The organism is Streptomyces sp. HSS9-12 (genome assembly GCF_054963655.1).
This window is the reverse complement of sequence record NZ_JBUEGC010000055.1, coordinates 1-22,513: the sequence shown is the minus strand read 5'-3', so window position 1 is coordinate 22,513 and position 22,513 is coordinate 1. Positions and strand designations below refer to the sequence as shown.

Sequence of the window (22,513 nt, the reverse complement as noted above, 5' to 3'; positions counted from 1 at the left end):
GGCGGGTCGCAGGTGCCGAAGATCACGGTTGGGTTACTGGAACGGCAGTCACAACAACCTCTATGATCGCCACATTTCCAGCGCGGAGCCCCCTCATGGCGGTCATCCGCCGTCGGCCCGACACCTCCATGAGATCTGTACAAGGCGAATGCTCTGCGGGAGCGAGTGGTGAGTGAATCCCCCGACGGGCCCGGCTCCGCGCCCGGCTTCACACTGCCCACGGTCACAGACCGTAGTCCCGCGCTCGGCAACGCCTGCGCGGATCCCGGAGCCGACGGGTCCGGACCGAGACCGCGTGATGTGCAGGCCGCCTTCGACTCGGCACAGCTCGCCATGGCCGTCGTCGGCCGCGACGGCCTGGTGATCACCGCCAACCGAGCGTTCGGAGCGCTGTTGGGGACCGACTCTTCCGGGCTCGCCGACCAGCCGGCCGCCGAACTCGTCGACCTCGGCCGCGACTCCCAGACCTGGGCCGCCTACCACGAGGTGCTGGACGGCCGCAGCGACCGGCTGCGCTGCACCCGCCGGTTCAAGAACCCCGAGGGCCAGTCGCGGTGGGCCGAGGTCACGGTCGTGCCGCTTGCGGACAGCCGCCGCGGCAGCGTCCTGCTGTCGGTGAGCGACATCAGCGACCGGTGCGACCTGCAGGCGCGGCTGCGGCATCTTCAGATGCACGACCCGGTGACCCGGCTGCCCAACCGCACCCTCTTCTTCGAACGGCTCTCAGCCGCACTGGAGCCTGACGGGTGCAGCGGCGGGACGGGCCGGATCGGGCTGTGCTACCTCGACTTGGACGGCTTCAAGGCCGTCAACGACACGCTCGGCCACCGGGTCGGCGACCAGTTGCTCGGCGCCGTCGCCCAGCGGCTGACGCACTGCGCGGACGAGTCGTGGTTCGGCAGGCGCGGCGCCCATCTGGTGGCGCGGCTCGGCGGCGACGAGTTCGCGGTCCTGGTGGAGGACTCCACCGGGACCGAGCAGTTGGCAGAGCTGGCCAGGTCCGTACTCACCGCGCTGCAGCGGCCGTTCGACCTGGCCGGGCAGCGGCTGTCGGTCTCGGCGAGCATCGGCGTCGTCGAGCGGACGATCAACGGGACCACGGCGACAGAGCTGGTACAGGACGCCGATACCACGCTGTACTGGGCGAAGGCGGACGGCAAGGCCCGCTGGACGCTGTTCGACCCCGAGCGCAATGCCCACCGGATGACGCGGCAGACGCTCTCCAGCACCTTGCGGCCGGCCGTCGAGCGCGGCGAGTTCACGCTGGAGTACCAGCCGTTGGTGGGGCTGGGCGACGGGGCCGTACAAGGCGTGGAGGCGCTGGTGCGGTGGCAGCACCCGCAGTTGGGCACATTGGCGCCGAATCGGTTCATCACATTGGCGGAGGAAAACGGCTCGATCGTGGAGCTCGGCCGCTGGGTGCTGCGGGACGCCTGCCGTCAGGCGCGGCACTGGCAGATGGAGCACCCCGAGGCCCCGGTGTTCGTGAGCGTCAATGTGGCCGTACGACAGGTGTGGGACTCCGATCTGGTCAGGGATGTCGCCGGGATCCTGGAGGAGACCGGGCTGCCGCCCGAGCTTCTGCAGCTGGAGCTGACCGAGTCGGCGGTGATGGGCTCCGCGGGCCGACCGCTGCAGGCCCTGCAAGCGCTCAGCGACATGGGCGTCTCCATCGCCATCGACGACTTCGGGACGGGCTACTCCAACCTCGCCTATCTCAGCCGGCTGCCGGTATCCGTGCTGAAGCTCGACGGCTCGTTCGTCCGCGGGTTCCAGGACGAGGAACATCCCAACCCGGCCGACGAGACGATCGTCGAGGCACTGGTGCAGCTCGCGCACCGGCTGGGGCTGACGGTGATCGCGGAGTGCGTGGAGAGCGCGGAGCAGGCGCTGCGCCTGCGCCGGATCGGCTGCGACACCGGCCAGGGGTGGTTCTACTCGCGGCCGGTGCCGCCGGATTGTGTCCCTGCGCTGCTGTCCGCGGGCGGTCAGCCTGCGGCGCCGGGTAGTTCGTAGGCGCGGGCGATCAGCTCGCAGGAGCGGAGCCGGGCCTGCGGGGTGTGGGCGTTGGTCGTGAGCATCAGCTCGTCGGCGCCGGTCCGCTTGGCCAGGCCGTCAAGCCCGTCGCGCACCGCGTCAGGCGTGCCGTGCACGACGTTGTACAGCCAGCGGTCGACGAACTCCCGCTCCAGTGGTCCGAAGGCGTACGCCTCGGCCTCCTCCGGTGTCGGAATCAGCCCGGGGCGGCCGCTGCGCAGCTGGAGCATCGCCAGCGCACCCGTCAGCACCTGGCGGCGGGCCTCCTTCTCGTCCTCCGCCGCGAGCGTGGAGACACCGATGAGCGCGTATGGCTCGTCGAGCACCTCCGAGGGGCGGAAGCTCTCGCGGTAGAGGTCGAGCGCCGGGATGGTGTTGGCGGCGGAGAAGTGGTGCGCGAAGGCGAAGGGCAGGCCAAGCATCCCGGCGAGGCGGGCGCTGAAACCGCTGGAGCCCAGCAGCCAGATCGGCGGGCGGGAGGGCGACTGCACCCCGCCGGGCACGGTGCCCTGGACGGGCCCCGGCACCGCGTGGATACGCCGGTACGGATGCCCGTCCGGGAAGTCGTCGTCCAGGAACCGGGTCAGCTCGGCCAGCTGCTGCGGGAAGTCGTCAGCGCCTTCCTGCAGCCGGTCGGTGCGACGCAGCGCGGCGGCGGTGGCCCCGTCGGTGCCCGGCGCCCGGCCCAGTCCGAGATCGACCCGGCCCGGAGCCAGAGCCTCCAGGGTGCCGAACTGCTCCGCGATGACCAGCGGCGCATGGTTGGGCAGCATGACACCGCCGGAGCCGAGCCGGATCCGCTCCGTGTGCGCGGCGAGGTACGCGAGGATGACCGCCGGGGAGGAGCTGGCGACCCCGGGCATGGAGTGGTGCTCGGCGACCCAGAAGCGGTGGAAGCCCAGCCGCTCGGCACTACGGGCCAGTTCGACACTGGTCCGGAGCGCGTCGGTCGCGGTCAGCCCGCTGCCGACGGTCGCGAGGTCGAGCACCGACAACGGCACCGGAGCGGTCCCCTCAGCCACGCCGCGTATGGTGTCATTCCGCTTGGCCATGCCTGGCCCGCCTCCCTGGTTGATCTGCCTGCGGCAAAAGTCAACCGGAGAGGTTCTCCGGTCATTCCCGTATGGGTGGTCCCGACGTCACGGGGCCGGGTTCCCCACCGGAGCCGTTGAACACCTCGTGCGAGGCGAAGAGCGCGCCGAGGCCGGTGCGCACCACCGAGCGGCCCAGCAGCCGCAGCCCCTCCCACACGGTGACCTGGTTGGCCGTGAGCACTGGCTTGCCCAGCTCCGCCTCCAACTCGGTGAGATACGCCGCCGTATGCAGCGCGGTGTCGGGCAGCAGCACGGCCTGGGCCTCCGGGTGGTCCCCGGCCCGGGCCAGCTCCAGCACCTCATCGCGCCTCCAGGTGCCGGCCTCGGCCGCTGTGATGATGCCGCTGCCGCGCATCAAGACGACCTCCGCGCCCGCCGTCTTCAGAAAGGCCGTGAAGAGCTCGGCGACGTCCTCGGGGTAGGTGGCGGCGATCGCGACCCGGCCCACACCCAGGGCCCGTATGGCATGGGCGAAGGCGAAGGACGTACTGGACGCGGGAAGCCCGGCCGTACGGGACAGCTCCCGCACCTGCTCCTGCGCACCCTCCCAGCCGTAGACGAAACTCGCGCTGGTGCAAGCCCAGACGACCGCCTGCGCACCCAGGGCCTTCAACTCCTCAACCCCGGCGGCGAGCCGGGCCCCCGCCCCCATCTCCAGCAGCGCGTCCACCCGGTGCGCGTCCTCGCCAATGTCCGTGTGCACCAGCGGCAGCCGCACCCCGGCGGCCAGCATGTGCTCCAGCCTCGGATAGTCGTCCTCAGCCGAGAACCCGGGGTACAGAAAACCCACGGCGGCCGCATCGGCTGCTGGCGTCCCCGCCCCACCTGTCATCTCCACCTCGCTCTGCCGGCCCCCCTCAGCGCGGGGGGTTCGCTTTCCGCCCACCCGGAAGCGGCGGGCGGGCGATCTGCTGTGAATACACCGCCGAGACGGTCGAGGTTCCATCCCGCCCTTCACCCGAACGGGTGAACAGCGTCAGGCGGGTGCCGGCCCGCCCGGATCATCGGGGTACGGCGGCGCGTCGAACAATCCATCGCCCGCATCCCCCTCCGGCCCCGCCGGCGCCGGCCCTGCGAGCGCCGCCTCAGGCTCGCCCCGCTCACCGGGCAGCCCCGGCTCCACCCGCGGCTCCAGCCCCGGCTCCCCCGCCGACGACGACATCGCCGCGGGCCCGCGCCTGGCCACCGGGTCCAGCAGCGCCTGGTAGGGCCCCACCGCCTGCTCCCCGATCCATCGCAGGGCCGCCCACATCGTCACCTGGTTCGCGGACAGCACCGGCATCCGCAACTCCGCCTCCAGCTGCGGGATCGCGTCGTATGTCGGCAGGTTGGTGCAGCTGATGAACAGCGCGTCAGCGGAGCCGACCGCCGCCTGCCGCGCCATGTCCACCACATCCCGGTACGGCACCTTCCAGATGTGCCTGGTCAGCCCTAGGTACGCCCGCCCGGTCACCGCGATGCCCGCCTCGGCCAGGTAGTCCTCCAAGGCAGACGTAACCGACTGGGTGTACGGGGTCACCAGCGCGATCCGCTGCGCGCCGAGATCGTGCAGCGCCGCCAGCATCGCGCCCGAGGTGGTCAGCGACGGCACCTCGCCCGCCTGCTCCATCTCCGCGCACATCACCCGCTCACCGGCCATCCCGCCGACGAAACTGCCGGAGGTGCAGGCGTACGCAACGACCTCCGGCGACACCGCGCACAACGCCCGCACGGCCTCCCGCAGAGTCTCGTGTTCACTGACCAGACGGGCGAGATCAAGGCTGACCTCGACCGGGACGAACGGCGTCCGGGTCAGATGCAGCGAGACGTCGTCCGGCACCCACCGCCACAGCTCACGATCGAGTGCGAAGTCGAACGGCGCTACGACGCCCACACCGCGCTGCGGGCGTGGGCCACCCAGAAAGGAGACGTCCATGTCTAGCCCCAATACAAAACGGAGGGCTGCGCCAAGGGCCCCGAAAGCGGCCGTTGGCCACAGAGAACGAAAGCCGGAGCGCGCCGGGACGTCGGGACAAAATGTCTGTGTTGACGAAGGTAGTTTCCGCTCCCTAGCGTGGTCAATCCTCGCATCTCAGGCGGCTCATCGCCGCCGCTCGCAGGCTCTGAGCCAAGCGGACCTACGTATCGAAACGGTTTCCCGCCCATGTCCGGAAGAACCCTTCTTGTCCTCGGCACCGACCCCGCGCCGCGACTGGACCGGCTGGCCGGCCAGGTCCGCGTCGTGCTCAGCGACGAACGCTCCCTTCCCGAGCTGCTGCCGACCGCCGACGCCCTGCTGGTCTGGGACTTCACCTCCGACGCGGTACGCGACGCCTGGCCCGGCAGCGGCCCGCGGCCGGGCTGGGTGCACACCGCGAGCACCGGGGTCGACCGGCTGCTCAGCCCCGAGCTCGTCGCCTCCGACACCGTGCTGACCAACGCCCGGGGCGTGTTCGAGCAGCCGATCGCCGAGTACGTCGCCGGTCTGGTGATCGCTATGGCCAAGGATTTTCGGGGTACTTGGGAGCTGCAGCGGCAGCGACGCTGGCGGCACCGGGAGACGATGCGGCTGGCCGGGAGCCGGGCCGTGGTGGTCGGCTCCGGGCCGATCGGGCGTGCCATCGCCCGTACCCTCGCGGCCCTGGGTATCGGCGTCGACCTCGTCGGCCGTACGGAGCGCACGGATGACGCCGAGTTCGGGCGGGTGCACGGCAGCGCGGCCCTGCACGGCCTGCTGTCATCAGCCGACTGGGTGGTGTGCGCGGCCCCGCTGACGGACGACACCCGAGGCATGTTCGACGCCTCAACCTTTTCCCGGATGAAATCCGCGGCGCACTTCATCAACGTGGGCCGCGGCCCCCTGGTGGTCGAGAAGGACCTGGTCGATGCCCTGGTCGAGCGGACCATCACGGGAGCGGCCCTGGACGTGTTCGAGAGCGAACCGCTCGCGCCCGACAGCCCACTGTGGGACGTCCCGGGCCTGCTCGTGTCACCCCATATGAGCGGCGACACGGTGGGCTGGCGGGACGCCCTAGCCGAGCAGTTCATGGACAACTTCGACCGCTGGGCCGCGGGTGAGCCGCTGTTCAACGTGGTGGACAAGAAACTCGGTTACGTACCGGTGCGCTGACTTTGGAGGCCCGATGTCCGACCTGGCTGATCTGACGGCGACACAACTCCTTGCGGGCTACGCCTCCGGTGCGTTCTCCCCGGTGGAGGCCACCCGAGCCGCGCTGGACCGGATCGAGCGGTTGGACCCCGCCATCAACGCCTTTGTGCGGGTGGACGCCGAGGACGCCCTCGCGCGCGCCGCCGCGTCCCAGGAGCGTCGGCGCCGCGGCGAGCCGCTGGGCCTGCTGGACGGCGTACCGGTGTCGGTGAAGGACATCCTGCTGCAGCGCGGCGGGCCCACGCTGCGCGGCTCGCTGACCGTACGGGCCGACGGCCAGGGGTGGGACGAGGACGCACCCGCCGTGGCCCGGCTGCGCGAGCACGGCGCGGTGTTCCTCGGCAAGACGACCACCCCCGAGTTCGGCTGGAAGGGCGTCACGGACAGCCCGCGGCACGGCGTGACGGGCAATCCGTACGATCCGCAGCGCACCGCGGGCGGCTCCAGCGGCGGCAGCGCGGCGGCGGTCGCGCTCGGGACCGGGCCGCTGAGCCTGGGGACGGACGGCGGCGGCTCGGTGCGTATCCCGGCGGCCTTTTGCGGGATCTTCGCGCTCAAACCCACCTATGGGCGGGTTCCCCTCTACCCGGCGAGCCCGTTCGGCACCCTCGCGCACGTCGGCCCGATGACCCGGGACGCGCGGGACGCGGCGCTGCTGATGGATGTGATCACGGGCCCGGACTGGCGGGACTGGTCACAGCTGGGGCCGGCGCCCGGGAGCTTCCGGGACGGCCTGGAGGGCGGTGTCGCCGGGCTACAGGTCGCGTACTCCCCCAGCCTGGGCGGCCAGGTGGCCGTGGACCCGCAGGTGGCCGCGGCGGTGCGGCGAGCGGTGGAGCTGCTGGCGGAGCTGGGGGCGCATGTCGAGGAGACCGACCCCGAACTCGCCGATCCGGTGGAGGCCTTCCACACCCTGTGGTTCAGCGGCGCTGCACGGGTGGTGCAGCATCTCGGCGCCGAGCAGTGGGACTTGCTCGACCCGGGGCTGCGGGAGATCTGCGAGCAGGGCGCTCGGTACAGCGCACTGGACTATCTGGCCGCCGTGGACGTGCGGATGGCGCTCGGGCAGGCGATGGGGCGCTTTCATGCCGCGTACGACCTGTTGGTGACGCCGACGCTGCCGATCACCGCGTTTGAGGGGGGTGCGGAGGTGCCCAAGGGGTCCGGCCATACGCGGTGGACGGGCTGGACACCGTTTACGTATCCGTTCAACCTGACGCAGCAGCCGGCGGCGTCCGTACCGTGCGGGCTGGACGCCGACGGGCTGCCGATCGGCGTCCAGCTGATCGGCGCACGCCATGCGGACGGGGTTGTCCTGCGGGCGGCTCACGCGCTGTACGAGGCGGGAGTCGCCTCCGACGTCCGGCCGCCGGCCCCTGCCACGGGCTGAGGGCAAGCCCTAACCAGGGGCGTAGGCGCCCGCCGCGGGTGGAAGGAAGCCGGCGGGCGCCTACGCCGCTACGCCCGGCGGAAGTTCAGGGTTTCGCCGAGGGCTCCCGCGCGCCAGAGGTCCTGGCAGGCCTCGGCCATCCGGTCCAGGCCCTCGACCACCGTGCCCCACACGATGCCGGGAACCCAGCCCGCGTCGCCGTTGATCAGCAGGTTGTTCCGCTCGTAGAACAGCGCGAGGTCGACGACCTGCCGCTGCCCCTGGTGCTTGGCTTGCTCCTCATACCCATACGAGGCCGTCCCCAGCTGGGTGTCGGTGAACGTGAAGTAGCAAAGGTCACCCGGAATCGGGGTGATGGTGGGGTTCTCCAGCGGTGGTTCGGCCGGCGCGAACGGCGGCAGGAGGGCGTAGATCTCGTTGCGCGCGTACTTCGCGTGATAGACGTCACCGCCCAGCGGGAGCGCTTTCCACACCGCGTCACAGGTGATCGGCGCGCGATCGTCCAGCAGCTTCGCCGTGCAGTGGACTCCGCGCTTGTCGAGCGAGACGTCGATGAAGCGGTCGGTCATCGTGGGTCCTCTCGTCGGATACGCGAGCAATACCGTCGCACCCAGCCGGTCCGCAACTTCTTCCCTGGGCTCAAAATGATCGGCATAACTCGCATGAACCCGGGTAGCCGCGCGCCCATGGCTCCACCACAGGGGAATGACATCGCAGGAAGAGGCGTCCGCCGCCGCTCTTTGCTTGTGGGAGTGGCGGCACTCGGCGCGATGGGCGCGGCGGGCTGCAGCCGAGTGTCCACCGCCGAGACGAAGAACGGAGGCAATCTACTCGAGCGCCTGCGTGCCCAGGGCACCGTGCGCCTGGGGATCGCGGGAGAGATCCCCTTCGGATATATCAGCAAAGAAGCGAAAGTAACGGGCGAAGCGCCAGAAATCGCGAAGATAATCTTCAAACGGCTGGGGATACCCCATGTTCAGCCGGTGCCGACGGAGTTCGCCTCGCTGATACCCGGGCTCAACTCACAGCAGTTCGATGTGATCTCCGCGGGCATGTTCGTCAACCCCGAGCGCTGCCAGCAGGTCATCTTCGCGGACCCCGACTATGAGGTGCTGGACGCCTTCATCGTCCGCAAGGGCAACCCGAAGAACCTGCAGACATACGCCGATGTCAAGCGAACCGGCGCCAAGCTGGCCACCGGCAGCGCGTATGCCGAGATCGACTACGCCGTCGACGCGGGCATCAAGCGCGGCGACATACAGATCTACCCGGACCAGCTGGCCGGGCTGCTCGCGGTCGCCCAGGGCCGCGCCGACGCCTTCGCCGGCACCAGCCTGACCGTACGCAACGTCATCCAGCAGACCCGGAACCCCAAGGTCGAGGGGACCAAGCCGTTCCTGCCGCAGCTCGACGGCAAGCCCGCCCACGGCGCGGGAGCGTTCGCCTTCCGGCCCGGGGAGACCGCACTGCGGGACGCCTTCAACGAAGAGCTCCACAAGATGAAGAAGAGCGGCGAACTGCTACGCGTGGTGGCGCCGTTCGGCTTCACCAAGACGGAGATGACCGATCTCACCGCGAAGGAGCTGTGCTGATGACAGCCGAGCTGTGGGGACTCATCTTCAAGGGCATATGGGTCACCGTCCAACTCACTATCTACAGCGCCGCGGTGGGCGCCGTTGTCGCCTTCGCGGCAGGCACCGCCCGCACCTCCCGGTTCTGGATCGTCCGGTTCCTCTCGGGCGTGTACGTCGAGGTGTTCCGCGGTACGTCCGCCCTGGTGCTGATGTTCTGGCTGTTCTTCGTCGTGCCCCTGGCCTTCGGCTGGCAGCTGGTCCCGATGTGGGCGGCCACCCTCGCCCTCGGCCTGTCCTACGGCGCGTACGGCTCGGAGGTCGTGCGCGGCGCCCTCGCCGCGGTCGCTCCGGCGCAGCGCGAGGCGGGCATCGCACTGAGCTTCACACCGTGGCAGCGGCTGCGGCTGATCACCCTGCCGCAGGCGATACCCGAGATGCTCCCGCCCTTCAACAACCTGCTGATCGAGCTGCTCAAGGGCACCGCGCTGGTGTCACTGCTGGGCGTCGGCGACATCTCCTTCGCCGCCCAGCTGGCGCGGCTGGCGACCGGTGAAAGCCAGAACATCTACCTGGCCATCCTGGTCATGTACTTCGTACTCGCGTTCATCCTCACCCGTGTGATGCGGCTGCTGGAGCGGCGCGCCAAGGCGCGGCTCGGGCGTCCGGAGCAGGGCGGCGGCCTCCTGAGCAAGCTCAGGATCCGTGAGGAGAGCGGGCAGGCCTCCGGGCTCGACGTCATGGGAGGTGTCCGGTGAACTGGCACTGGTCGGTGGTCGGCGACTTCATGCCGATGTTCTGGGACGGTGTGAAGGTCACCGTCCAAGCGACCGCGCTCGGCTCGCTGCTCTCCTTCGCGCTGGGCCTGGTCTGGGCACTGGCTCTCCGCACGCCGACGCCCTTCGTGCGCTGGCCGGTGGGCGTGTTCGTGGAGTTCATCCGCAACACCCCGCTGCTGGTGCAGCTGTTCTTCTTCTTTTTCGTGCTGCCCGAGTGGGGCCTGAAGAGCAGTGCGCTGGCGACCGGCGTGATCGGCCTCGGCCTGCACTACTCGACGTACACCGCCGAGGTCTACCGGGCGGGCATCGACGCCGTGCCGAAGGGCCAGTGGGAGGCGGCCACCGCGCTCAGCCTGCCCCGTACCCGCACCTGGCGCGCGGTGATCCTGCCGCAGGCGATCCGCCGCGTCGTCCCCGCACTCGGCAACTACGTGATCGCGATGCTGAAGGACACCCCGATGCTGCTGGGCATCGGCGTGCTGGAAATGCTGCAGCAGGCCCGCCTGTTCGGCGCGCAGACGTTCCAGTACGTCGAACCGTTCACGGTCGTCGGCGTCGCCTTCGTCCTCATCGCCTACCCGGCTTCCCTTCTGATGCGATACCTGGAGCGTCGCCTTGTCCACTGACAGCACCCAGACCCCATCCGTCCCGGGGAGCAAGGACGGCAGCGAGCTGATCCGTTTCGACTCGGTCACCAAGCGATTCGGCAGCAACACGGTCCTGGACAACCTGGACTTCACCGTCGCCCCCAGCAAGCACGTGACCCTGATCGGCCCGTCCGGCTCCGGCAAGACGACGATCCTGCGCCTGCTGATGACCCTGGCCAGACCAGACGAGGGCAGGATCACGGTCGACGGCGACTACCTCACGCACGAGGAGCGTGGCGGCAAGCTCATAGCGGCGGGTGAGAAGCACTCCCGCGAGGTGCGCAAGAAGATCGGCATGGTCTTCCAGCAGTTCAACCTCTTCCCGAACATGAAGGTGCTGCGGAACATCACCGAGGCACCGGTGCACGTCCTGGGGCTGTCCAACGACGAGGCCGAGGAGCGGGCGCGCGAGCTGCTGGACCTGGTCGGGCTGACCGAGCACATCGACAAGTACCCGTCCCAGCTGTCGGGCGGGCAGCAGCAGCGGGTGGCGATCGCCCGGGCGCTCGCCATGCGGCCGAAGGTGCTGCTGCTCGACGAGGTGACCTCGGCGCTGGACCCGGAGCTGGTGGCCGGCGTGCTGGACGTCCTGCGTGACATCGCTCACACCACGGACATCACCATGCTGTGTGTCACCCATGAGATGGGCTTCGCCCGGGACATCTCCGACGAGGTACTGATGTTCGACGCCGGCCGGGTCATCGAGTCCGGGTCGCCGGAGAAGATCTTCAGCGAGCCGGAGCACGAGCGCACTCGCGAGTTCCTGAGCGCCGTGCTGTGAATAGCCCTGCTCCGGCGACTATGAGATGACACTGGCATATGCCACGGTGGCGCACTCCAGGCTGTGAGGCCTGGAGTGCGCCTCTGATCTGTTCAACACCCTCTCGCTTTCCGCACCTTGGCGGCTATCGTGATAGGGCCAGCTGCCGGGCCTCGGTGGGGCGATCCTCCCCGCTGTGACCTGGAGCGACGGCAACGACGCAAACGGTCACAACCTGCAAGGGGGGAAACCGTGGCGCTCAAACCTGAGCCGACCGCGCCGTTCCACTCGGTGCAGTACGCCCTGCGCGTGCTGGAGGCCGTCGCCCGGCACCGCGACGGCATCACCGATGTGCAGATCGCCCGCGAAACCGGCCTGCCCACCGGCCACCTCTCCCACCTCCTGCGGATGCTGCGGCAGGAGGGCTACGTCGAGCAGGTCTCCGACGGCGCCTATGTCATCGGCGAGTCTCTGGCGCTGCTGGGCTCCAGCGTCGACCGCCAGAAGGCCCTGGAGGACAAGCTGCAGCGGATCCTCGCCGAGTTGCGCGACTCGGTCGGGGCCGCCGTCTACATCAGCCGTTACATCGACGGCGAGGTCAAGATCACGCAGTACGCGGACGGGCCGCGCGCCCCGAAGGTCAACGAGTGGGTGGACTTCCGGTCCGCCGCGCACGCCAGCGCGGTCGGCAAATGTCTGCTCACCCAGCTCGACCACAACGACCGGCGCGACCACCTCTCCCGTCACAAGACCGCCCGGCTCACCTCGCGGACGATCACCAACGAGAAGGTGCTTTTCACCAGGCTCGACCAGCAGCCGCCCACGGTGCCGGTGCTGGACCTGCAGGAATACGCTGTCGGTACGGTCTGCGCGGCGGTCCCGATAACGGCGGGCAAATCAGTGGGCTGCCTCGCTCTGTCGCTGCCGATCGAGCACGCGCACCGCCTGCGCCATGCCGCCGACACCCTCAACCGCAAGGCCGCTCCGGTGCTGCTGTCCCTCACGCTCTAGGTGTCGGACGGGCTGGCCAGAAGCACCCCCGGGGACAAGGTACTATTAACGGCGTCAGCGAGCGCCGCTAGCTCAGTTGGTTAGAGCAGCTGACTCTTAATCAGCGGGTCCGGGGTTCGAGTCCCTGGCGGCGTACTCATGTACACGCTGCTGACCTGGGCGTTCTCGGTTTTTCCGAGAACGCCCAGTCGCGTTTCCGGCCCCCTCGACGAAGGGTCGGACCGCCCACGGCATCGGGGGTTGTCCGAGGGCTGCCGGCGTCGGCTAGAACTGCACGTCCGAGCAGGCGTAGAAGGCATTTCCGGTGTCGGCGATGGTCCAGACGCCGAGGATCAGATGCTTGCCGGTCTTCCCGGCGGGGATGGTGCCCTGATGGGTGACGGTGGTGCCCGGCCGCGCACCACCGAACGGTACGGTCAGGAAGGGCCGTGACTCCAGGTCCGCGCGGGTGAGCGGCCTTCTCGGGTCGTAGCCGGCCTTGGTGATGTAGTAGCGGAAGTCCGTGGTGGCGTGCGGAGCGGTGAGCCGCCAGGTGAAGGTGTAGCTCTGGCCGCCGGTGACCTTGGTGGCGGGCCACTGGCCCCCGCGGGGGTCGTCAAGCTGGGCGAACCGGCTGTTGCCGCCGCCGCAGATCGTGCCGTCCGCGGGCCCCGCTGCCGGGAAGCCCTTGGGGCCCTCGACGCTCTGCGGCTCCCACTTGATCTCGCCGCAGTTCTGCACGGTGCCGTTGGCGCAGAGCGCCTGCCGGCTGATCGGGAGGTTGGTGTAGCCGTGGCTGCTGGCGCTGCCGGTGGCGAGGATCGAGGCGCCGAGGACGCCCAGGCCTATGACGGCCGCGCTGATGGTTTTGCGCATGCGTCGCTCCTGGAGAACGTGGGGGAGTTCCATGAGCCGAGCGAGGTCCGGACCCGGTGGGTGGCCAGGTCTAGACCAAGTTGAGGCTAGACCCGGCCTGTGGTCATGTCCAGACCAATCGGAGGCAGGATTCGGTCGCAGTTCTCCCGGGAGCGCTTGACCTGTTCACCGTTGGGGTGGTCGTTGCCGTCCACCCAGTCCCGGGCGGCGACGGGACTGCGGCCGCCCGCCAACTGCCGCTCCACCAGCCGCGCGTCACGCACCGCGTCCGGCGCCTCGACGTACCACACCGCGGCCATCAGGCGCCGCGCGTCCGCCCAGCCGGGTTCCGGACAGGCCAGGTAGTTGCCCTCGCTGATCACCAGCCGGGTGGACGGCCGGAGCAGATGGCGGGCGGCCACCGGCTCGTGGAGGGTGCGGTCGTAGTCCGGTACGTAGATGTCGTGGCCGGCCTCCTCGGCGACCCGGCGCAGCAGGGCGACGTACCCCCAGACGTCAAAGCTCGGTGCGGAGCCTTTGCGAGAGGTCAGACCCAGGCGGTCGAGCTGGGCGCCTGAGAGGTGGAACCCGTCGAGCGGGAGGTAGCCCGCGGCGTGGGCGCCGTGCCGTCGCTCGACCTCGGCCACGAGCGCCCGGGCGAGAGTGGACTTGCCGGCGCCGGGTGGCCCGGCCAGTCCGAGGACGACCCGCTCGGCGCTCTGCTCCCGCTCCGCCAATGCCCAGGCGTCCTCGGCCAGCTCATGGATGTCCATGCGTCCGCAGGTTACGCGCCCCCCTGTTCCCCTCACTGATTCGGACCAATACCCCGTAACCGAAACCAGTCCTGGCTGTTGTGCCTGTCGCTACCGCCGCAAACCGGGCGGACATGCACTTACCGCAGAAGGAGACGACTACATGTCGCGTATTGCCAAGGCCGCCGCCGTCACCATCGCCGCGGGTGCCGCCGTCGCCGGCTCCGCTGGTCTTGCCGCCGCCGACGCCGGTGCCACCGGAGCTTCCACGGAGTCCCCCGGGCTCATCTCCGGGAACACCATCCAGACTGCCGTGCACCTCCCGGCGAACGCCTGCGGCCTCACGGTCAACGCTGTCGGCCTGCTCAACCCGGCGACCGGGGCCACCTGCCTCAACGCCTGATAGAGCGCATTCTGTTACAGGACCGCAGAGGCGCCACTCACCCCTTCCTCCGGGCTGTGATCCTCCTGCACACCGTGGCCTCCCGCAGATCGCGGGAGGCCACGGCCGTACAGAGCGCTGGAGAGGATCAGGTACGATTGTGACGTCAGCCAAGCGCCGCTAGCTCAGTTGGTTAGAGCAGCTGACTCTTAATCAGCGGGTCCGGGGTTCGAGTCCCTGGCGGCGTACATGACACTCTGGGCCTTCCCGCCGTCGGCGGCAAGGCCCAGAGTCATTTAAGGACCGTCCCGGCGGCTGGCCAAATCGGAGGGTTCGGTGCACAGTCGCGGAATGGCGAGCGACATCCAGGAGCGGGTCAAGAAGCTGATCATCGACCGCCGGCTGGCCTCCGGCGCCCCGCTGCCCACCGAAACCGAGCTGATGGACCTGCTCGGAGTCAGCCGCAACTCCGTGCGCGAAGCCCTCAAAGCGCTGCAGGCGATGGGGATCGTCGAGATCCGGCACGGCTTCGGCACGTACGTCGGCCCGATGTCCATGGCCCCCATGATCGAGGGGCTGACCTTCCGTACCGTCGTCGGGCACTACCGCGGCGAGGACAGCCTGCTGCAGCTGCTGGAGTTGCGGGAGGCGGTGGAGACCGGGCTGATAGCGCGCCTGGCGGGCCGCATACCCGCGACCGACCTCGCCGAGCTCGACGCGCTCGCGGCCCGGATGGAGGAGGAGGCCGGCCGCGGCTCGGTGGCGGCCGACACCGACCGGGCCTTCCACGCCACGCTCTACCGCGGGCTGAACAACCTGTTGCTGAGCGAGGTCCTGGAGGCGTTCTGGGACGCCTTCCACCGGGTGCGTACGGATCTGGTGGACACCCAGCCGGACCCGAGGCTCACCTGCCGGCAGCACCGCGAGATCCTGGAGGCGGTCCGTGCCGGGGACGCCGTCCGCGCCGAGGACGCCATCCGCGACCACTTCGCGAACATCCGGCACCGGCTGCGGTCCGCACACCACGGCAGCCGTTGAGCCGCCGATGTCCGGCGACCAGCGGATGTGATGCCGGACCGACCGGCACAGGCATCGCCAACTCCGGTTCCACCGACCGGTTTTCTGCGCCGCTCAAGGGGGCAGGCTGACTCAGCCGTTGTGGACGCCGGTCAGATACGCCGACACCACCACATTCGCGGTGTACTCACCGCGGTCGCGGTCGTACGAGCCGCCGCAGGTGATCAGGCGCAGCTCCGCACGGTCCGTCGTGCGCGGGCCATACACCCGCTTCGGGTCGAAGCGGTCGTTGGTGAAGACCTCCACCGCTTCGACGGTGAACTCCGCGACTGTCCCGTCCGCCCGCGTCACATCCACCCGCTCGCCCGGCTTGACGCTGCTCAGGCCGTAGAAGACCGCCGGTTCCTTCTGCGTGTCGACATGGCCGACGATTACGGCTGAGCCCTGGGCGCCCGGCTCGGGCCCGCCACCGAACCAGCCGACCGTGCCCGGATTGTCGTACGGCGGCGGGTCCACGGCGCCGCGTGCGTCGAGTCCGCGCTCGACCACGGGCGCGTGTACGCCCACCGATCCGATCTCGACCCGCTCCGGCGCGGCGGGCCGCAGCGGCGCATGGGCCGGAGGCAGCGGGACGGAGGCCGGCCGGCCCACCGCCGCCACATCGCCGGTCGCCGGCGCCGCGATGCCCTGCCCGTCGGTCTTGCCCCACAGCCACAGTGCGAGCAGCAGGACCGCCCAGGCAACGCCGGTGATCAGCCGTCCCCCGCCGGGGTTCCGCTCTTCCGACACCTCCGCTCGCCCGCCTCAGTCGTCTGCCGACGCGGACGCCCGACGGCGGCGCACGATCCCGGCGACGGCCAGCCCCGCACCGCCCGCGAGGGTCAGCCCGACGACGACCTGCGCGATGCTGGGCCCTTGCTGCTCGGCGGTCAGCGACGCGGTGCCGCCGCCCCCGGCGCGTACGGGCGCGGTCGGCATGCCGTGCGCACCGCCGGACCACCGGCCACGGGAGCCGACGACGGTAATGGTGCCCTCGGCGTCGCAGTCGGTACGGACCCGGTATGTGCCGGGTTCCATCGTGGACCGGATCCTCGTGAAGGCGGACAGCGCGCGGCTGTCGGCCTTTCCGGCGGCCAGCTGTGCGTCCGAGGCGAATGCGTCGGAGTGGGCCGTCGCCCTCTTGCCCTGGCAGCCCTGGACGCGGACGTGGATCTCGTCGCCGGGTGCCGCCTCGGACGGGGAGACGATGAGGCTGCGGCCCCTGCTCCTGCCGGGCGAGCCGGGGTCGTCCGCCGTGCCCAACGGGTCCGCGCCCCATCTGTCGTGGGACCACGCGTCCCTGGTTGCCGAGTCCCTGGATGTCATATCCGAAGGACCCACGTCGTCCGCGTACGCGGGCAGCGCAGTACCCGTGCACACCGCGACGGCCGCGGCCGCGAGAGCCACGCGCCGCGGCAGGCCGAAGGGCCGTACAGAACTCATCGTGAACCTCCTCCTCACTTGAGAAGGTTCACGTGCGCCGAGCAGTGGCGCATCCGGAGCGTGTCCGAGCTACTCCGTTCGGTGACACACGCTGCCGTCGCCGGCCCGTCAGACCAGGTCGACCAGATCGGCGATCGATTCGACGACGCGGGACGCCCGGTAGGGGAACCGGTCGACGGCCTCGGGCGGGGTCACACCGGTGAGCACCAGGAAGGTCTCCATCCCCGCTTCCAGCCCGGCCAGCACATCGGTGTCCATCCGGTCGCCGATCATGGCCGAGGTCTCGGAGTGGGCGCCGATCGCGTTGAGCCCGGCGCGCATCATCAGCGAGTTCGGCTTGCCGACGAAGTACGGCTCGCGGCCGGTCGCCCTGGTGATCAGCGCGGCGACCGAGCCGGTGGCAGGCAGCACACCCTCTGGTGAGGGCCCGGTCTCATCCGGGTTGGTGGCGATGAAGCGGGCGCCGTCCGCGATCAGCCGGATGGCCTTGGTGAGCGCCTCGAAACTGTACGTCCGCGTCTCGCCCAACACCACGTAGTCCGGTTCGACGTCGGTGAGGACGTAGCCGATGTCGTGCAGGGCGGTGGTGAGCCCGGCCTCGCCGATGACGTACGCCGTGCCGCCCGGCCGCTGGTCGTCGAGGAACTGGGCGGTCGCGAGCGCCGAGGTCCAGATGTGGTCCGAAGGCACGTCGAGCCCGATCCGGGAGAGCCGGGCGTGCAGGTCGCGCGGGGTGTACATGGAGTTGTTGGTGATCACAAGGAAGGGCTTGCCGGAGTCGCGCAGCCGCTTGATGAAGGCGTCGGCCCCGGGGATGGGGATGCCCTCGCGCATCAGCACCCCGTCCATATCGGTGAGCCATGACTCGATCGGCTTGCGATGTCCCATGCCGGACTCCTGCCCTGTTGCGGAATGCCCTCTGCCGTGTGAGGGGTGGCGGCGCCGGGCCCGGTGCCGCCGCCCCACAGCCTAGTGCCGCGTCGGCCAGGGTTTGCCCCGCTCGCCGCCCTGGCACGGCTGTCTGCTGCGTTGCCCGATCGACCGAGCAGGCCCACTACGAGGCCGATCCGGCGCCTTGCAGCTGACCGCACCAGGTCACCTCGCTACCGGGCAAACCCTGGCTGACGCGGCACTAGTCAGGCCGTGATGGCCTTGACCGGGCCGATCACCGAGTACCCGTCCTGGTCCCCTGCCCAGTCCGAAGGCTGGAATTCTCCCTCCGTTGCGGGGCGCCTGCCGCGGCCGGCCGACGGTACGTGACCTCGTACCGGACGGGCGGTCCGCCCTCGCCCAACTGGCCTGCGGGGTACCGGTCTTCACGGCTTGGACGCGCGCCGGGGATGCCCACGGGCGCGTACGCCGCACACTCAGCGGACGCGGCGGCGGGCGATCCGGACGAGTGCGGCTCCACCCAGGATGCAGGCTCCCGCGATTCCCGCGAGCCAGGGCAGGGCGTCACGCCCGGTCCGCGCGAGCTCGGAGAGGTCGGCGCCGTGGGGGGACTCCTTGCCCTGCTCGGCTTCCTTCTCGGCCGCGCCGGGGCTGTGGTCGTTCGGAGGGTGCGGGCTGCCGTCCGGACGGTGCGGGTCCAGGCGGTCGCGTGCCTCCTGCTCCTTCCCCTTCTCGCGGGCGGCTGGAGGCCCGGCCTGGTGGCGGATGTCGAAGTCGTAGTCGTTGGACTCGCCGACCCAGTCGCCGTCGTCTTCGCGGCGCTGGACGGTGGCGACGTTGACCCGTACCCGGTCCTCGTCGACGCCGTCGGCGAACCGCATCCGCACCTGCACCGTCACGGTCCCGCGCGCCGGCACATCGAAGCCTTTGAAGTCCTTGCCGTCGCCGAAGACACCGATCTGCTCATGCTGGTCCGTCGTCTCAAGGGTGACGGGCCGCCAGCTGCGCGCCGCGGGGTCGAAGAACTCCAGGCCGATGCGGGTGCGGTCGATGGCCCGCTGCTGGTCGACCAGAACGGTGACGGGGTGCAGACGCCGGCACGTGGCGTTGGTCGTGTTGCGCAGATCGATGCGCCAGGTCTGCCAGTCGCCGCCCGGGGCGTATGCATCGGGTCCGCTGTGGACGCGCGCCTCGATGGGGAAGTCGCGGCTGTCGGGATCCCCGCAGGGCGGCTCGAGGGCCTGCCGGTCGGCGGGGGCAGGGGCAGGGGCGGCCTGCGGTGGGCCAGCGGCAGCGGGCGCGACACCGAGCAGCGCCAGGACAGGAGAGATCGTGGCCGAAGCGGCACTGGCGGCGAGGGCACTGCGCAGACGCATGAGGGGACCTTCGGATGCTCGGGGCTTCTCGGGCTTCTCGGGCTTCGCATGGCGGACCGCTGCACACCGGGCCGGTGGGTCCGGCCCGTACTGCCGGACCCTGCCATGCCGGCGCGTGCCCCGCAGGTGCAGCAAGGCGGCGTAGCCCCAACCCCCAAGGAATCCCACTTATTTAGCCCATTTTCAGCTAATCCCTTTGGGTTATGGGGTCTGCAGGGATGCCTGGGCACGGCCGAAGAGCGGGGCGAGGACCAATTGCGCGGCCCCGTACGCCACCGCCCGAGCCCCGTCCGGCGCGACGGCGACCGGCACGGTACGGCCTTCGGGGCCGCGTGCGGGGCCGTCCGCGTGCACCTTCTCGTCAGCGCCCCCGACCTCGCGTGCGGTCCGCTCGGCCAGCACCGCCTCGACGCCCCGTACGAACACCTCCGCATCGGCGACGGCGGTCCGGCCGCCGAGCACGACCCCGTCGATGTCGAGCAGACCGACGAGGTTGGCCGCACCTGTCCCCAGCACGCGCGCCGCCTCCTCGGCGTCCCCGCGGGCGACGGCGGCAAGGCACAGTGCCTCGACACAGCCGCGGCCGCCGCACTCGCAGCGCGGTCCGTCCAGCTGGACGACCTGGTGGCCGAACTCCCCGGCCCCCGTACGGACCCCCCGGTAGAGGTTCCCGCCGAGCACCAGCCCCGCACCGAGCCCCGTACCGAGGTGCAGATACGCGAAGGACCCCGCACCAACGCCGCCGCGGAACGCCAGGCCCAGCGCGGCGGCGTTGGTGTCCTTGTCGAGGACGACGGGCAGGTGGAGGCGGGCGGCGAGGGCTTCGCGCAGCGGGAACCCGTCCCACTGCGGCAGGCCGGTGACCCGCTGGAGCACACCGCTGTGGTGATCGAGTGGCCCAGGGCAGGCGACACCCGCCCCGAGCACCGGTGCCGGCGGCGCACCGGATTCCCGCAGCAGGGCCCACACCTCGGCGGCGGCCGCGTCCAGCACGGTCGTCGCGTCCGCACCGAAGTCGAACGGCACGGTCCGTACGGCGACGGGCTCGCCCGTCAGGTCGGTGAGGACGGCCGTGAGCTCGTCCCGGTCCAGGTGCAGCCCGATCGCGCTGCGCGCGTCTCGTACGAGCCGCAGCACCGTACGCGGCTTGCCGCCGGTCGACGCCCGCCGCCCGGCCTCGGCGGCCAGGCCATCCGCCCGCAGCCGGGCCGTGATCTTGCTGACGGCCTGTGGGGTCAGTCCGGTCCGCTCGGCGAGCTCCAGCCGGCTGATGCCCTCCTCGCCCGCCGTACGAAGCAGGTCGAGGACCAGCGCGGCATTGTGGCTGCGCAGCACAGGCAGGTTGGCTCCCGAGCTCGCGCTGGAGGCTATGGAGGGCCTGGGCTTCATGGCGGCCGTACGGGCAGCCGCGGCCGGCCCGGTGTGGGTCGGGGCCACGGGGGTACGGGAATTCGGCGAGTGGCTGTCGGGGATCTGCGGCACCCGCCCATTCTCTACTGCGCTTGCGCTTTGGCAACAGCGTTGCTTAAGTGGCGGCATGACGTTGACAGGCACCGGCACCCGTACCCCCCTGCGCGTAGGCCTCGTCGGCTACGGCCTCGCGGGCTCCGTCTTCCACGCCCCGCTGATCGCCGCCGCCGACGATCTGGTCCTCGACACGGTCGTCACCGCGAGTCCCGAACGGCAGGCCAAGGCCCGTGCCGAGCACCCCCAGGTCCGTGTCGTCGAGTCGGCCGAGAAGCTGTGGGGGCTGGCGGACGAGCTCGACCTCGTCGTCGTCGCGTCGCCCAACCGCACCCATGTGCCGATCGCCACGGCTGCCCTGAAGCACGGCCTGCCGGTGGTCGTGGACAAGCCGATCGCCGCGACCGCCGCCGAGGCCCGCGCACTGGCGGCCCTCGCCGAGGAGCGCGGCCTGCTGCTGTCCGTCTTCCAGAACCGCCGCTGGGACAACGACTTCCTCACCGTCCGGCAGCTGATCGCCGACGGCGAACTGGGCCGGATCCAGCGCTTCGAGTCCCGCTTCGAGCGGTGGCGGCCGCAGCTCAAGGGCGGCTGGCGGGAGTCCGGCGACCCCACCGAACTCGGCGGGCTGCTCTACGACCTGGGCAGCCATCTCGTCGACCAGGCGCTGGTGCTCTTCGGCCCGGCCATACGGGTCTACGCCGAGTCCGACATCCGCCGTCCCGGCGCCCAGACCGATGACGACACGTTCGTCGCCGTCACGCACGCCGGCGGCGTCCGATCCCATCTGTGGATGAGTGCCACCGCCGCTCAGCTCGGTGCGCGCTTCCGGGTTCTGGGCAGCGCGGCCGGCTATGTGAAGTACGGGCTCGACCCGCAGGAGACGGCGCTGCGGGACGGCCTGCGGCCCGACACCGCGCCCGAGTGGGGTACGGAGCCCGAATCGTTGTGGGGCCGGGTGGGCGCGGGAGAGTCCCCGGTGACCGGCGGCGGCGCCCCGGTCCCGACCCTGCGGGGCGACTGGCCGGCGTACTACGCGGGCGTGGCCGCCGCCCTGCGCGAGGGTACGCCGCCCCCGGTGACGGCCCTTGAGGCAGCGGACGCCCTCGAGGTCCTCGAGGCAGCACGTATTTCGGCCCGCGAAGGCCGTACGGTCACGATCGGAGGGGAGTCATGATGGCGTCGGCAGACCGAGGAGGCCGGGTCGCTCCGGGCGGCGCCGGCCGCCCGGAAGGCGGGGAGGGCGCGGGCGCTGCGCAGCCCGCTCCGGGGAGCGCCGGACGGCCGGTTCCCCCGACGAACCCAGCCGAGATCGAAGCCCTCATCCGCGAACTGGAGGCACAGGAGCGCAGCTTGGTGCTGCGCAGCTTCACCCATGACGACGCGTGGCACCTGGGCTCCCTCCTGGTGGAACTCGCCCGGCTGCGCGAAGCGCCCGTCGCCGTGGACATCCGGCGGGGGCAACAGCAGCTGTTCCACTGCGCGCTGCCGCGGTCGTCCGCGGACAACGACGCGTGGATCGACCGCAAGCGCCGGGTCGTTGAGCGGTACGCGGAGAGCTCGTACCTGGTGGGCATGCGTTTCCGGGCGAAGGGCACGACGTTCGAGGCGGCTTCGCGGCTGGACCCGGACGGCTTCGCCGCGCACGGCGGATCGTTCCCGATCATCGTCGAGGGCGTGGGCGCCGTCGGCACGATCACGGTCTCGGGCCTGCCGCAGGCGGAGGACCACGCCTTGGTGGTCGAGGCGCTGGAACGGTTCCTGACGCCGCGGGGCGCAGGGGTGGCCTGAGCGCGGTGGTGGCCTGAGCGCAGTGGTGGCCTGAGCGCAGCGGTGGCCTGAGCGCAGCGGTGGCCTGAGCGCAGCGGTGGCCTGAGC

General features: G+C 70.6%; 23 protein-coding genes and 2 tRNA genes. 14 read left to right on the top strand and 11 right to left on the bottom strand.

Features of this window, described 5'->3' with window-relative positions:
* Positions 1–168: 168 nt before the first annotated feature.
* A complete protein-coding gene (locus tag ACY34J_RS24445) occupies positions 169–2,016 on the top strand; it encodes a putative bifunctional diguanylate cyclase/phosphodiesterase (protein WP_462728756.1) in 1,848 nt (615 codons plus the stop codon).
* On the opposite strand, the gene ACY34J_RS24440 is transcribed toward ACY34J_RS24445, so the two are convergent.
* The 3 genes from ACY34J_RS24440 to ACY34J_RS24430 form a co-directional block, all read right to left on the bottom strand.
* Positions 1,989–3,089: an LLM class flavin-dependent oxidoreductase gene (locus ACY34J_RS24440; RefSeq protein ID WP_462728757.1), complete on the bottom strand. Its 1,101-nt coding sequence runs from the start codon at positions 3,087–3,089 to the stop codon at positions 1,989–1,991. The two genes, ACY34J_RS24445 and ACY34J_RS24440, sit on opposite strands and share 28 nt — an antisense overlap.
* A 61-nt stretch (positions 3,090–3,150) precedes the next feature.
* On the bottom strand, positions 3,151–3,963 hold the full coding sequence (locus ACY34J_RS24435; RefSeq protein ID WP_462728758.1) for a maleate cis-trans isomerase family protein: 813 nt from the start codon (positions 3,961–3,963) through the stop codon (positions 3,151–3,153).
* Between the two features lie 144 nt (positions 3,964–4,107).
* Positions 4,108–5,046: a maleate cis-trans isomerase family protein gene (locus ACY34J_RS24430; protein ID WP_462728759.1), complete on the bottom strand. Its 939-nt coding sequence runs from the start codon at positions 5,044–5,046 to the stop codon at positions 4,108–4,110.
* Between the two features lie 228 nt (positions 5,047–5,274).
* On the opposite strand from ACY34J_RS24430, the gene ACY34J_RS24425 reads away from it, so the two are divergent.
* Positions 5,275–6,240, top strand: coding sequence for a D-2-hydroxyacid dehydrogenase (locus ACY34J_RS24425; protein WP_462728760.1), 966 nt, complete (start codon positions 5,275–5,277; stop codon positions 6,238–6,240).
* A 13-nt stretch (positions 6,241–6,253) separates the two neighbouring features.
* The gene (locus tag ACY34J_RS24420) at positions 6,254–7,669 is read left to right on the top strand and encodes an amidase (RefSeq protein ID WP_462728761.1); all 1,416 of its coding nucleotides are present in this window, start codon (positions 6,254–6,256) and stop codon (positions 7,667–7,669) included.
* Positions 7,670–7,737: 68 nt separating this feature from the next.
* On the opposite strand, the gene ACY34J_RS24415 is transcribed toward ACY34J_RS24420, so the two are convergent.
* Positions 7,738–8,238, bottom strand: coding sequence for a DUF3830 family protein (locus tag ACY34J_RS24415; protein ID WP_462728762.1), 501 nt, complete (start codon positions 8,236–8,238; stop codon positions 7,738–7,740).
* Positions 8,239–8,355: 117 nt separating this feature from the next.
* Here ACY34J_RS24415 and ehuB point away from each other — a divergent pair, with 117 nt between their 5' ends.
* The 6 genes from ehuB to ACY34J_RS24385 all read left to right on the top strand — a co-directional run bounded on the left by ehuB (position 8,356) and on the right by ACY34J_RS24385 (position 12,572).
* Positions 8,356–9,261, top strand: a complete 906-nt coding sequence (gene ehuB / locus ACY34J_RS24410) for an ectoine/hydroxyectoine ABC transporter substrate-binding protein EhuB (protein WP_462728763.1) — start codon at positions 8,356–8,358, stop codon at positions 9,259–9,261.
* Positions 9,261–9,998 carry an ectoine/hydroxyectoine ABC transporter permease subunit EhuC gene (ehuC, locus tag ACY34J_RS24405; protein ID WP_462728764.1) on the top strand — a complete coding sequence of 246 codons (738 nt, stop codon included), beginning with the start codon at positions 9,261–9,263 and terminating at the stop codon, positions 9,996–9,998. The genes ehuB and ehuC overlap by 1 nt, the downstream gene beginning before the upstream one ends.
* Positions 9,995–10,645, top strand: a complete 651-nt coding sequence (gene ehuD, locus ACY34J_RS24400; protein WP_462728765.1) for an ectoine/hydroxyectoine ABC transporter permease subunit EhuD — start codon at positions 9,995–9,997, stop codon at positions 10,643–10,645. The genes ehuC and ehuD overlap by 4 nt, the downstream gene beginning before the upstream one ends.
* Positions 10,635–11,447, top strand: coding sequence for an ectoine/hydroxyectoine ABC transporter ATP-binding protein EhuA (gene ehuA, locus ACY34J_RS24395; protein ID WP_462728766.1), 813 nt, complete (start codon positions 10,635–10,637; stop codon positions 11,445–11,447). Before ehuD ends, ehuA begins: the two co-directional genes overlap by 11 nt.
* Before the next feature lie 231 nt (positions 11,448–11,678).
* Positions 11,679–12,437: an IclR family transcriptional regulator gene (locus tag ACY34J_RS24390; RefSeq protein WP_462728767.1), complete on the top strand. Its 759-nt coding sequence runs from the start codon at positions 11,679–11,681 to the stop codon at positions 12,435–12,437.
* A 61-nt stretch (positions 12,438–12,498) separates the two neighbouring features.
* A tRNA-Lys gene (locus tag ACY34J_RS24385) sits at positions 12,499–12,572 on the top strand.
* 129 nt (positions 12,573–12,701) lie between these two features.
* On the opposite strand, the gene ACY34J_RS24380 is transcribed toward ACY34J_RS24385, so the two are convergent.
* Together ACY34J_RS24380 and ACY34J_RS24375 are read right to left on the bottom strand one after the other, a co-directional pair.
* Entirely contained in the window at positions 12,702–13,292 is a 591-nt protein-coding gene (locus ACY34J_RS24380; protein WP_462728768.1) for a lytic polysaccharide monooxygenase auxiliary activity family 9 protein, read from the bottom strand.
* A gap of 86 nt (positions 13,293–13,378) precedes the next feature.
* Positions 13,379–14,044 carry a nucleoside/nucleotide kinase family protein gene (locus ACY34J_RS24375; RefSeq protein ID WP_462728769.1) on the bottom strand — a complete coding sequence of 222 codons (666 nt, stop codon included), beginning with the start codon at positions 14,042–14,044 and terminating at the stop codon, positions 13,379–13,381.
* Between the two features lie 142 nt (positions 14,045–14,186).
* On the opposite strand from ACY34J_RS24375, the gene ACY34J_RS24370 reads away from it, so the two are divergent.
* The 3 genes from ACY34J_RS24370 (at position 14,187) to ACY34J_RS24360 (ending at position 15,443) form a co-directional block, all read left to right on the top strand.
* Positions 14,187–14,426: a chaplin gene (locus tag ACY34J_RS24370; RefSeq protein WP_462728770.1), complete on the top strand. Its 240-nt coding sequence runs from the start codon at positions 14,187–14,189 to the stop codon at positions 14,424–14,426.
* 153 nt (positions 14,427–14,579) lie between these two features.
* Positions 14,580–14,653: transfer RNA gene (locus ACY34J_RS24365), tRNA-Lys, on the top strand.
* A gap of 103 nt (positions 14,654–14,756) precedes the next feature.
* On the top strand, positions 14,757–15,443 hold the full coding sequence (locus tag ACY34J_RS24360) for a FadR/GntR family transcriptional regulator (protein WP_462728771.1): 687 nt from the start codon (positions 14,757–14,759) through the stop codon (positions 15,441–15,443).
* A gap of 111 nt (positions 15,444–15,554) precedes the next feature.
* Here ACY34J_RS24360 and ACY34J_RS24355 read toward each other — a convergent pair whose 3' ends face one another.
* The 5 genes from ACY34J_RS24355 to ACY34J_RS24335 form a co-directional block, all read right to left on the bottom strand.
* Positions 15,555–16,211: a class F sortase gene (locus ACY34J_RS24355; protein WP_462728772.1), complete on the bottom strand. Its 657-nt coding sequence runs from the start codon at positions 16,209–16,211 to the stop codon at positions 15,555–15,557.
* 15 nt (positions 16,212–16,226) lie between these two features.
* Positions 16,227–16,904 carry a hypothetical protein gene (locus ACY34J_RS24350; RefSeq protein ID WP_462728773.1) on the bottom strand — a complete coding sequence of 226 codons (678 nt, stop codon included), beginning with the start codon at positions 16,902–16,904 and terminating at the stop codon, positions 16,227–16,229.
* A 108-nt stretch (positions 16,905–17,012) separates the two neighbouring features.
* On the bottom strand, positions 17,013–17,792 hold the full coding sequence (locus ACY34J_RS24345) for an HAD-IIA family hydrolase (protein WP_462728774.1): 780 nt from the start codon (positions 17,790–17,792) through the stop codon (positions 17,013–17,015).
* A gap of 479 nt (positions 17,793–18,271) precedes the next feature.
* Entirely contained in the window at positions 18,272–19,171 is a 900-nt protein-coding gene (locus ACY34J_RS24340; RefSeq protein WP_462728775.1) for a hypothetical protein, read from the bottom strand.
* A 201-nt stretch (positions 19,172–19,372) separates the two neighbouring features.
* Complete coding sequence (locus tag ACY34J_RS24335) at positions 19,373–20,560, bottom strand: ROK family transcriptional regulator (RefSeq protein ID WP_462728779.1); 1,188 nt, start codon at positions 20,558–20,560, stop codon at positions 19,373–19,375.
* Positions 20,561–20,708: 148 nt separating this feature from the next.
* Between ACY34J_RS24335 and ACY34J_RS24330 the strand changes: the two genes are divergently transcribed.
* The gene (locus tag ACY34J_RS24330) at positions 20,709–21,812 is read left to right on the top strand and encodes a Gfo/Idh/MocA family protein (protein ID WP_462728776.1); all 1,104 of its coding nucleotides are present in this window, start codon (positions 20,709–20,711) and stop codon (positions 21,810–21,812) included.
* A gap of 134 nt (positions 21,813–21,946) precedes the next feature.
* On the top strand, positions 21,947–22,426 hold the full coding sequence (locus ACY34J_RS24325) for a heme-degrading domain-containing protein (RefSeq protein ID WP_462728780.1): 480 nt from the start codon (positions 21,947–21,949) through the stop codon (positions 22,424–22,426).
* Positions 22,427–22,513 lie beyond the last annotated feature (87 nt).

Coding starts and splice junctions, on each gene's coding strand:
- ACY34J_RS24375 (WP_462728769.1), bottom strand. CDS start 14,044: ATGGACATCCATGAGCTGGCCGAGGACGCCTGGGCATTGGCGGAGCGG.
- ACY34J_RS24340 (WP_462728775.1), bottom strand. CDS start 19,171: ATGCGTCTGCGCAGTGCCCTCGCCGCCAGTGCCGCTTCGGCCACGATC.
- ACY34J_RS24440 (WP_462728757.1), bottom strand. CDS start 3,089: ATGGCCAAGCGGAATGACACCATACGCGGCGTGGCTGAGGGGACCGCT.
- ehuB (WP_462728763.1), top strand. CDS start 8,356: ATGGCTCCACCACAGGGGAATGACATCGCAGGAAGAGGCGTCCGCCGC.
- ACY34J_RS24425 (WP_462728760.1), top strand. CDS start 5,275: ATGTCCGGAAGAACCCTTCTTGTCCTCGGCACCGACCCCGCGCCGCGA.
- ACY34J_RS24380 (WP_462728768.1), bottom strand. CDS start 13,292: ATGCGCAAAACCATCAGCGCGGCCGTCATAGGCCTGGGCGTCCTCGGC.
- ACY34J_RS24345 (WP_462728774.1), bottom strand. CDS start 17,792: ATGGGACATCGCAAGCCGATCGAGTCATGGCTCACCGATATGGACGGG.
- ACY34J_RS24415 (WP_462728762.1), bottom strand. CDS start 8,238: ATGACCGACCGCTTCATCGACGTCTCGCTCGACAAGCGCGGAGTCCAC.
- ACY34J_RS24335 (WP_462728779.1), bottom strand. CDS start 20,560: ATGAAGCCCAGGCCCTCCATAGCCTCCAGCGCGAGCTCGGGAGCCAAC.
- ACY34J_RS24350 (WP_462728773.1), bottom strand. CDS start 16,904: ATGAGTTCTGTACGGCCCTTCGGCCTGCCGCGGCGCGTGGCTCTCGCG.
- ACY34J_RS24435 (WP_462728758.1), bottom strand. CDS start 3,963: ATGACAGGTGGGGCGGGGACGCCAGCAGCCGATGCGGCCGCCGTGGGT.
- ehuC (WP_462728764.1), top strand. CDS start 9,261: ATGACAGCCGAGCTGTGGGGACTCATCTTCAAGGGCATATGGGTCACC.
- ACY34J_RS24360 (WP_462728771.1), top strand. CDS start 14,757: ATGGCGAGCGACATCCAGGAGCGGGTCAAGAAGCTGATCATCGACCGC.
- ACY34J_RS24420 (WP_462728761.1), top strand. CDS start 6,254: ATGTCCGACCTGGCTGATCTGACGGCGACACAACTCCTTGCGGGCTAC.
- ACY34J_RS24330 (WP_462728776.1), top strand. CDS start 20,709: ATGACGTTGACAGGCACCGGCACCCGTACCCCCCTGCGCGTAGGCCTC.
- ACY34J_RS24430 (WP_462728759.1), bottom strand. CDS start 5,046: ATGGACGTCTCCTTTCTGGGTGGCCCACGCCCGCAGCGCGGTGTGGGC.
- ACY34J_RS24370 (WP_462728770.1), top strand. CDS start 14,187: ATGTCGCGTATTGCCAAGGCCGCCGCCGTCACCATCGCCGCGGGTGCC.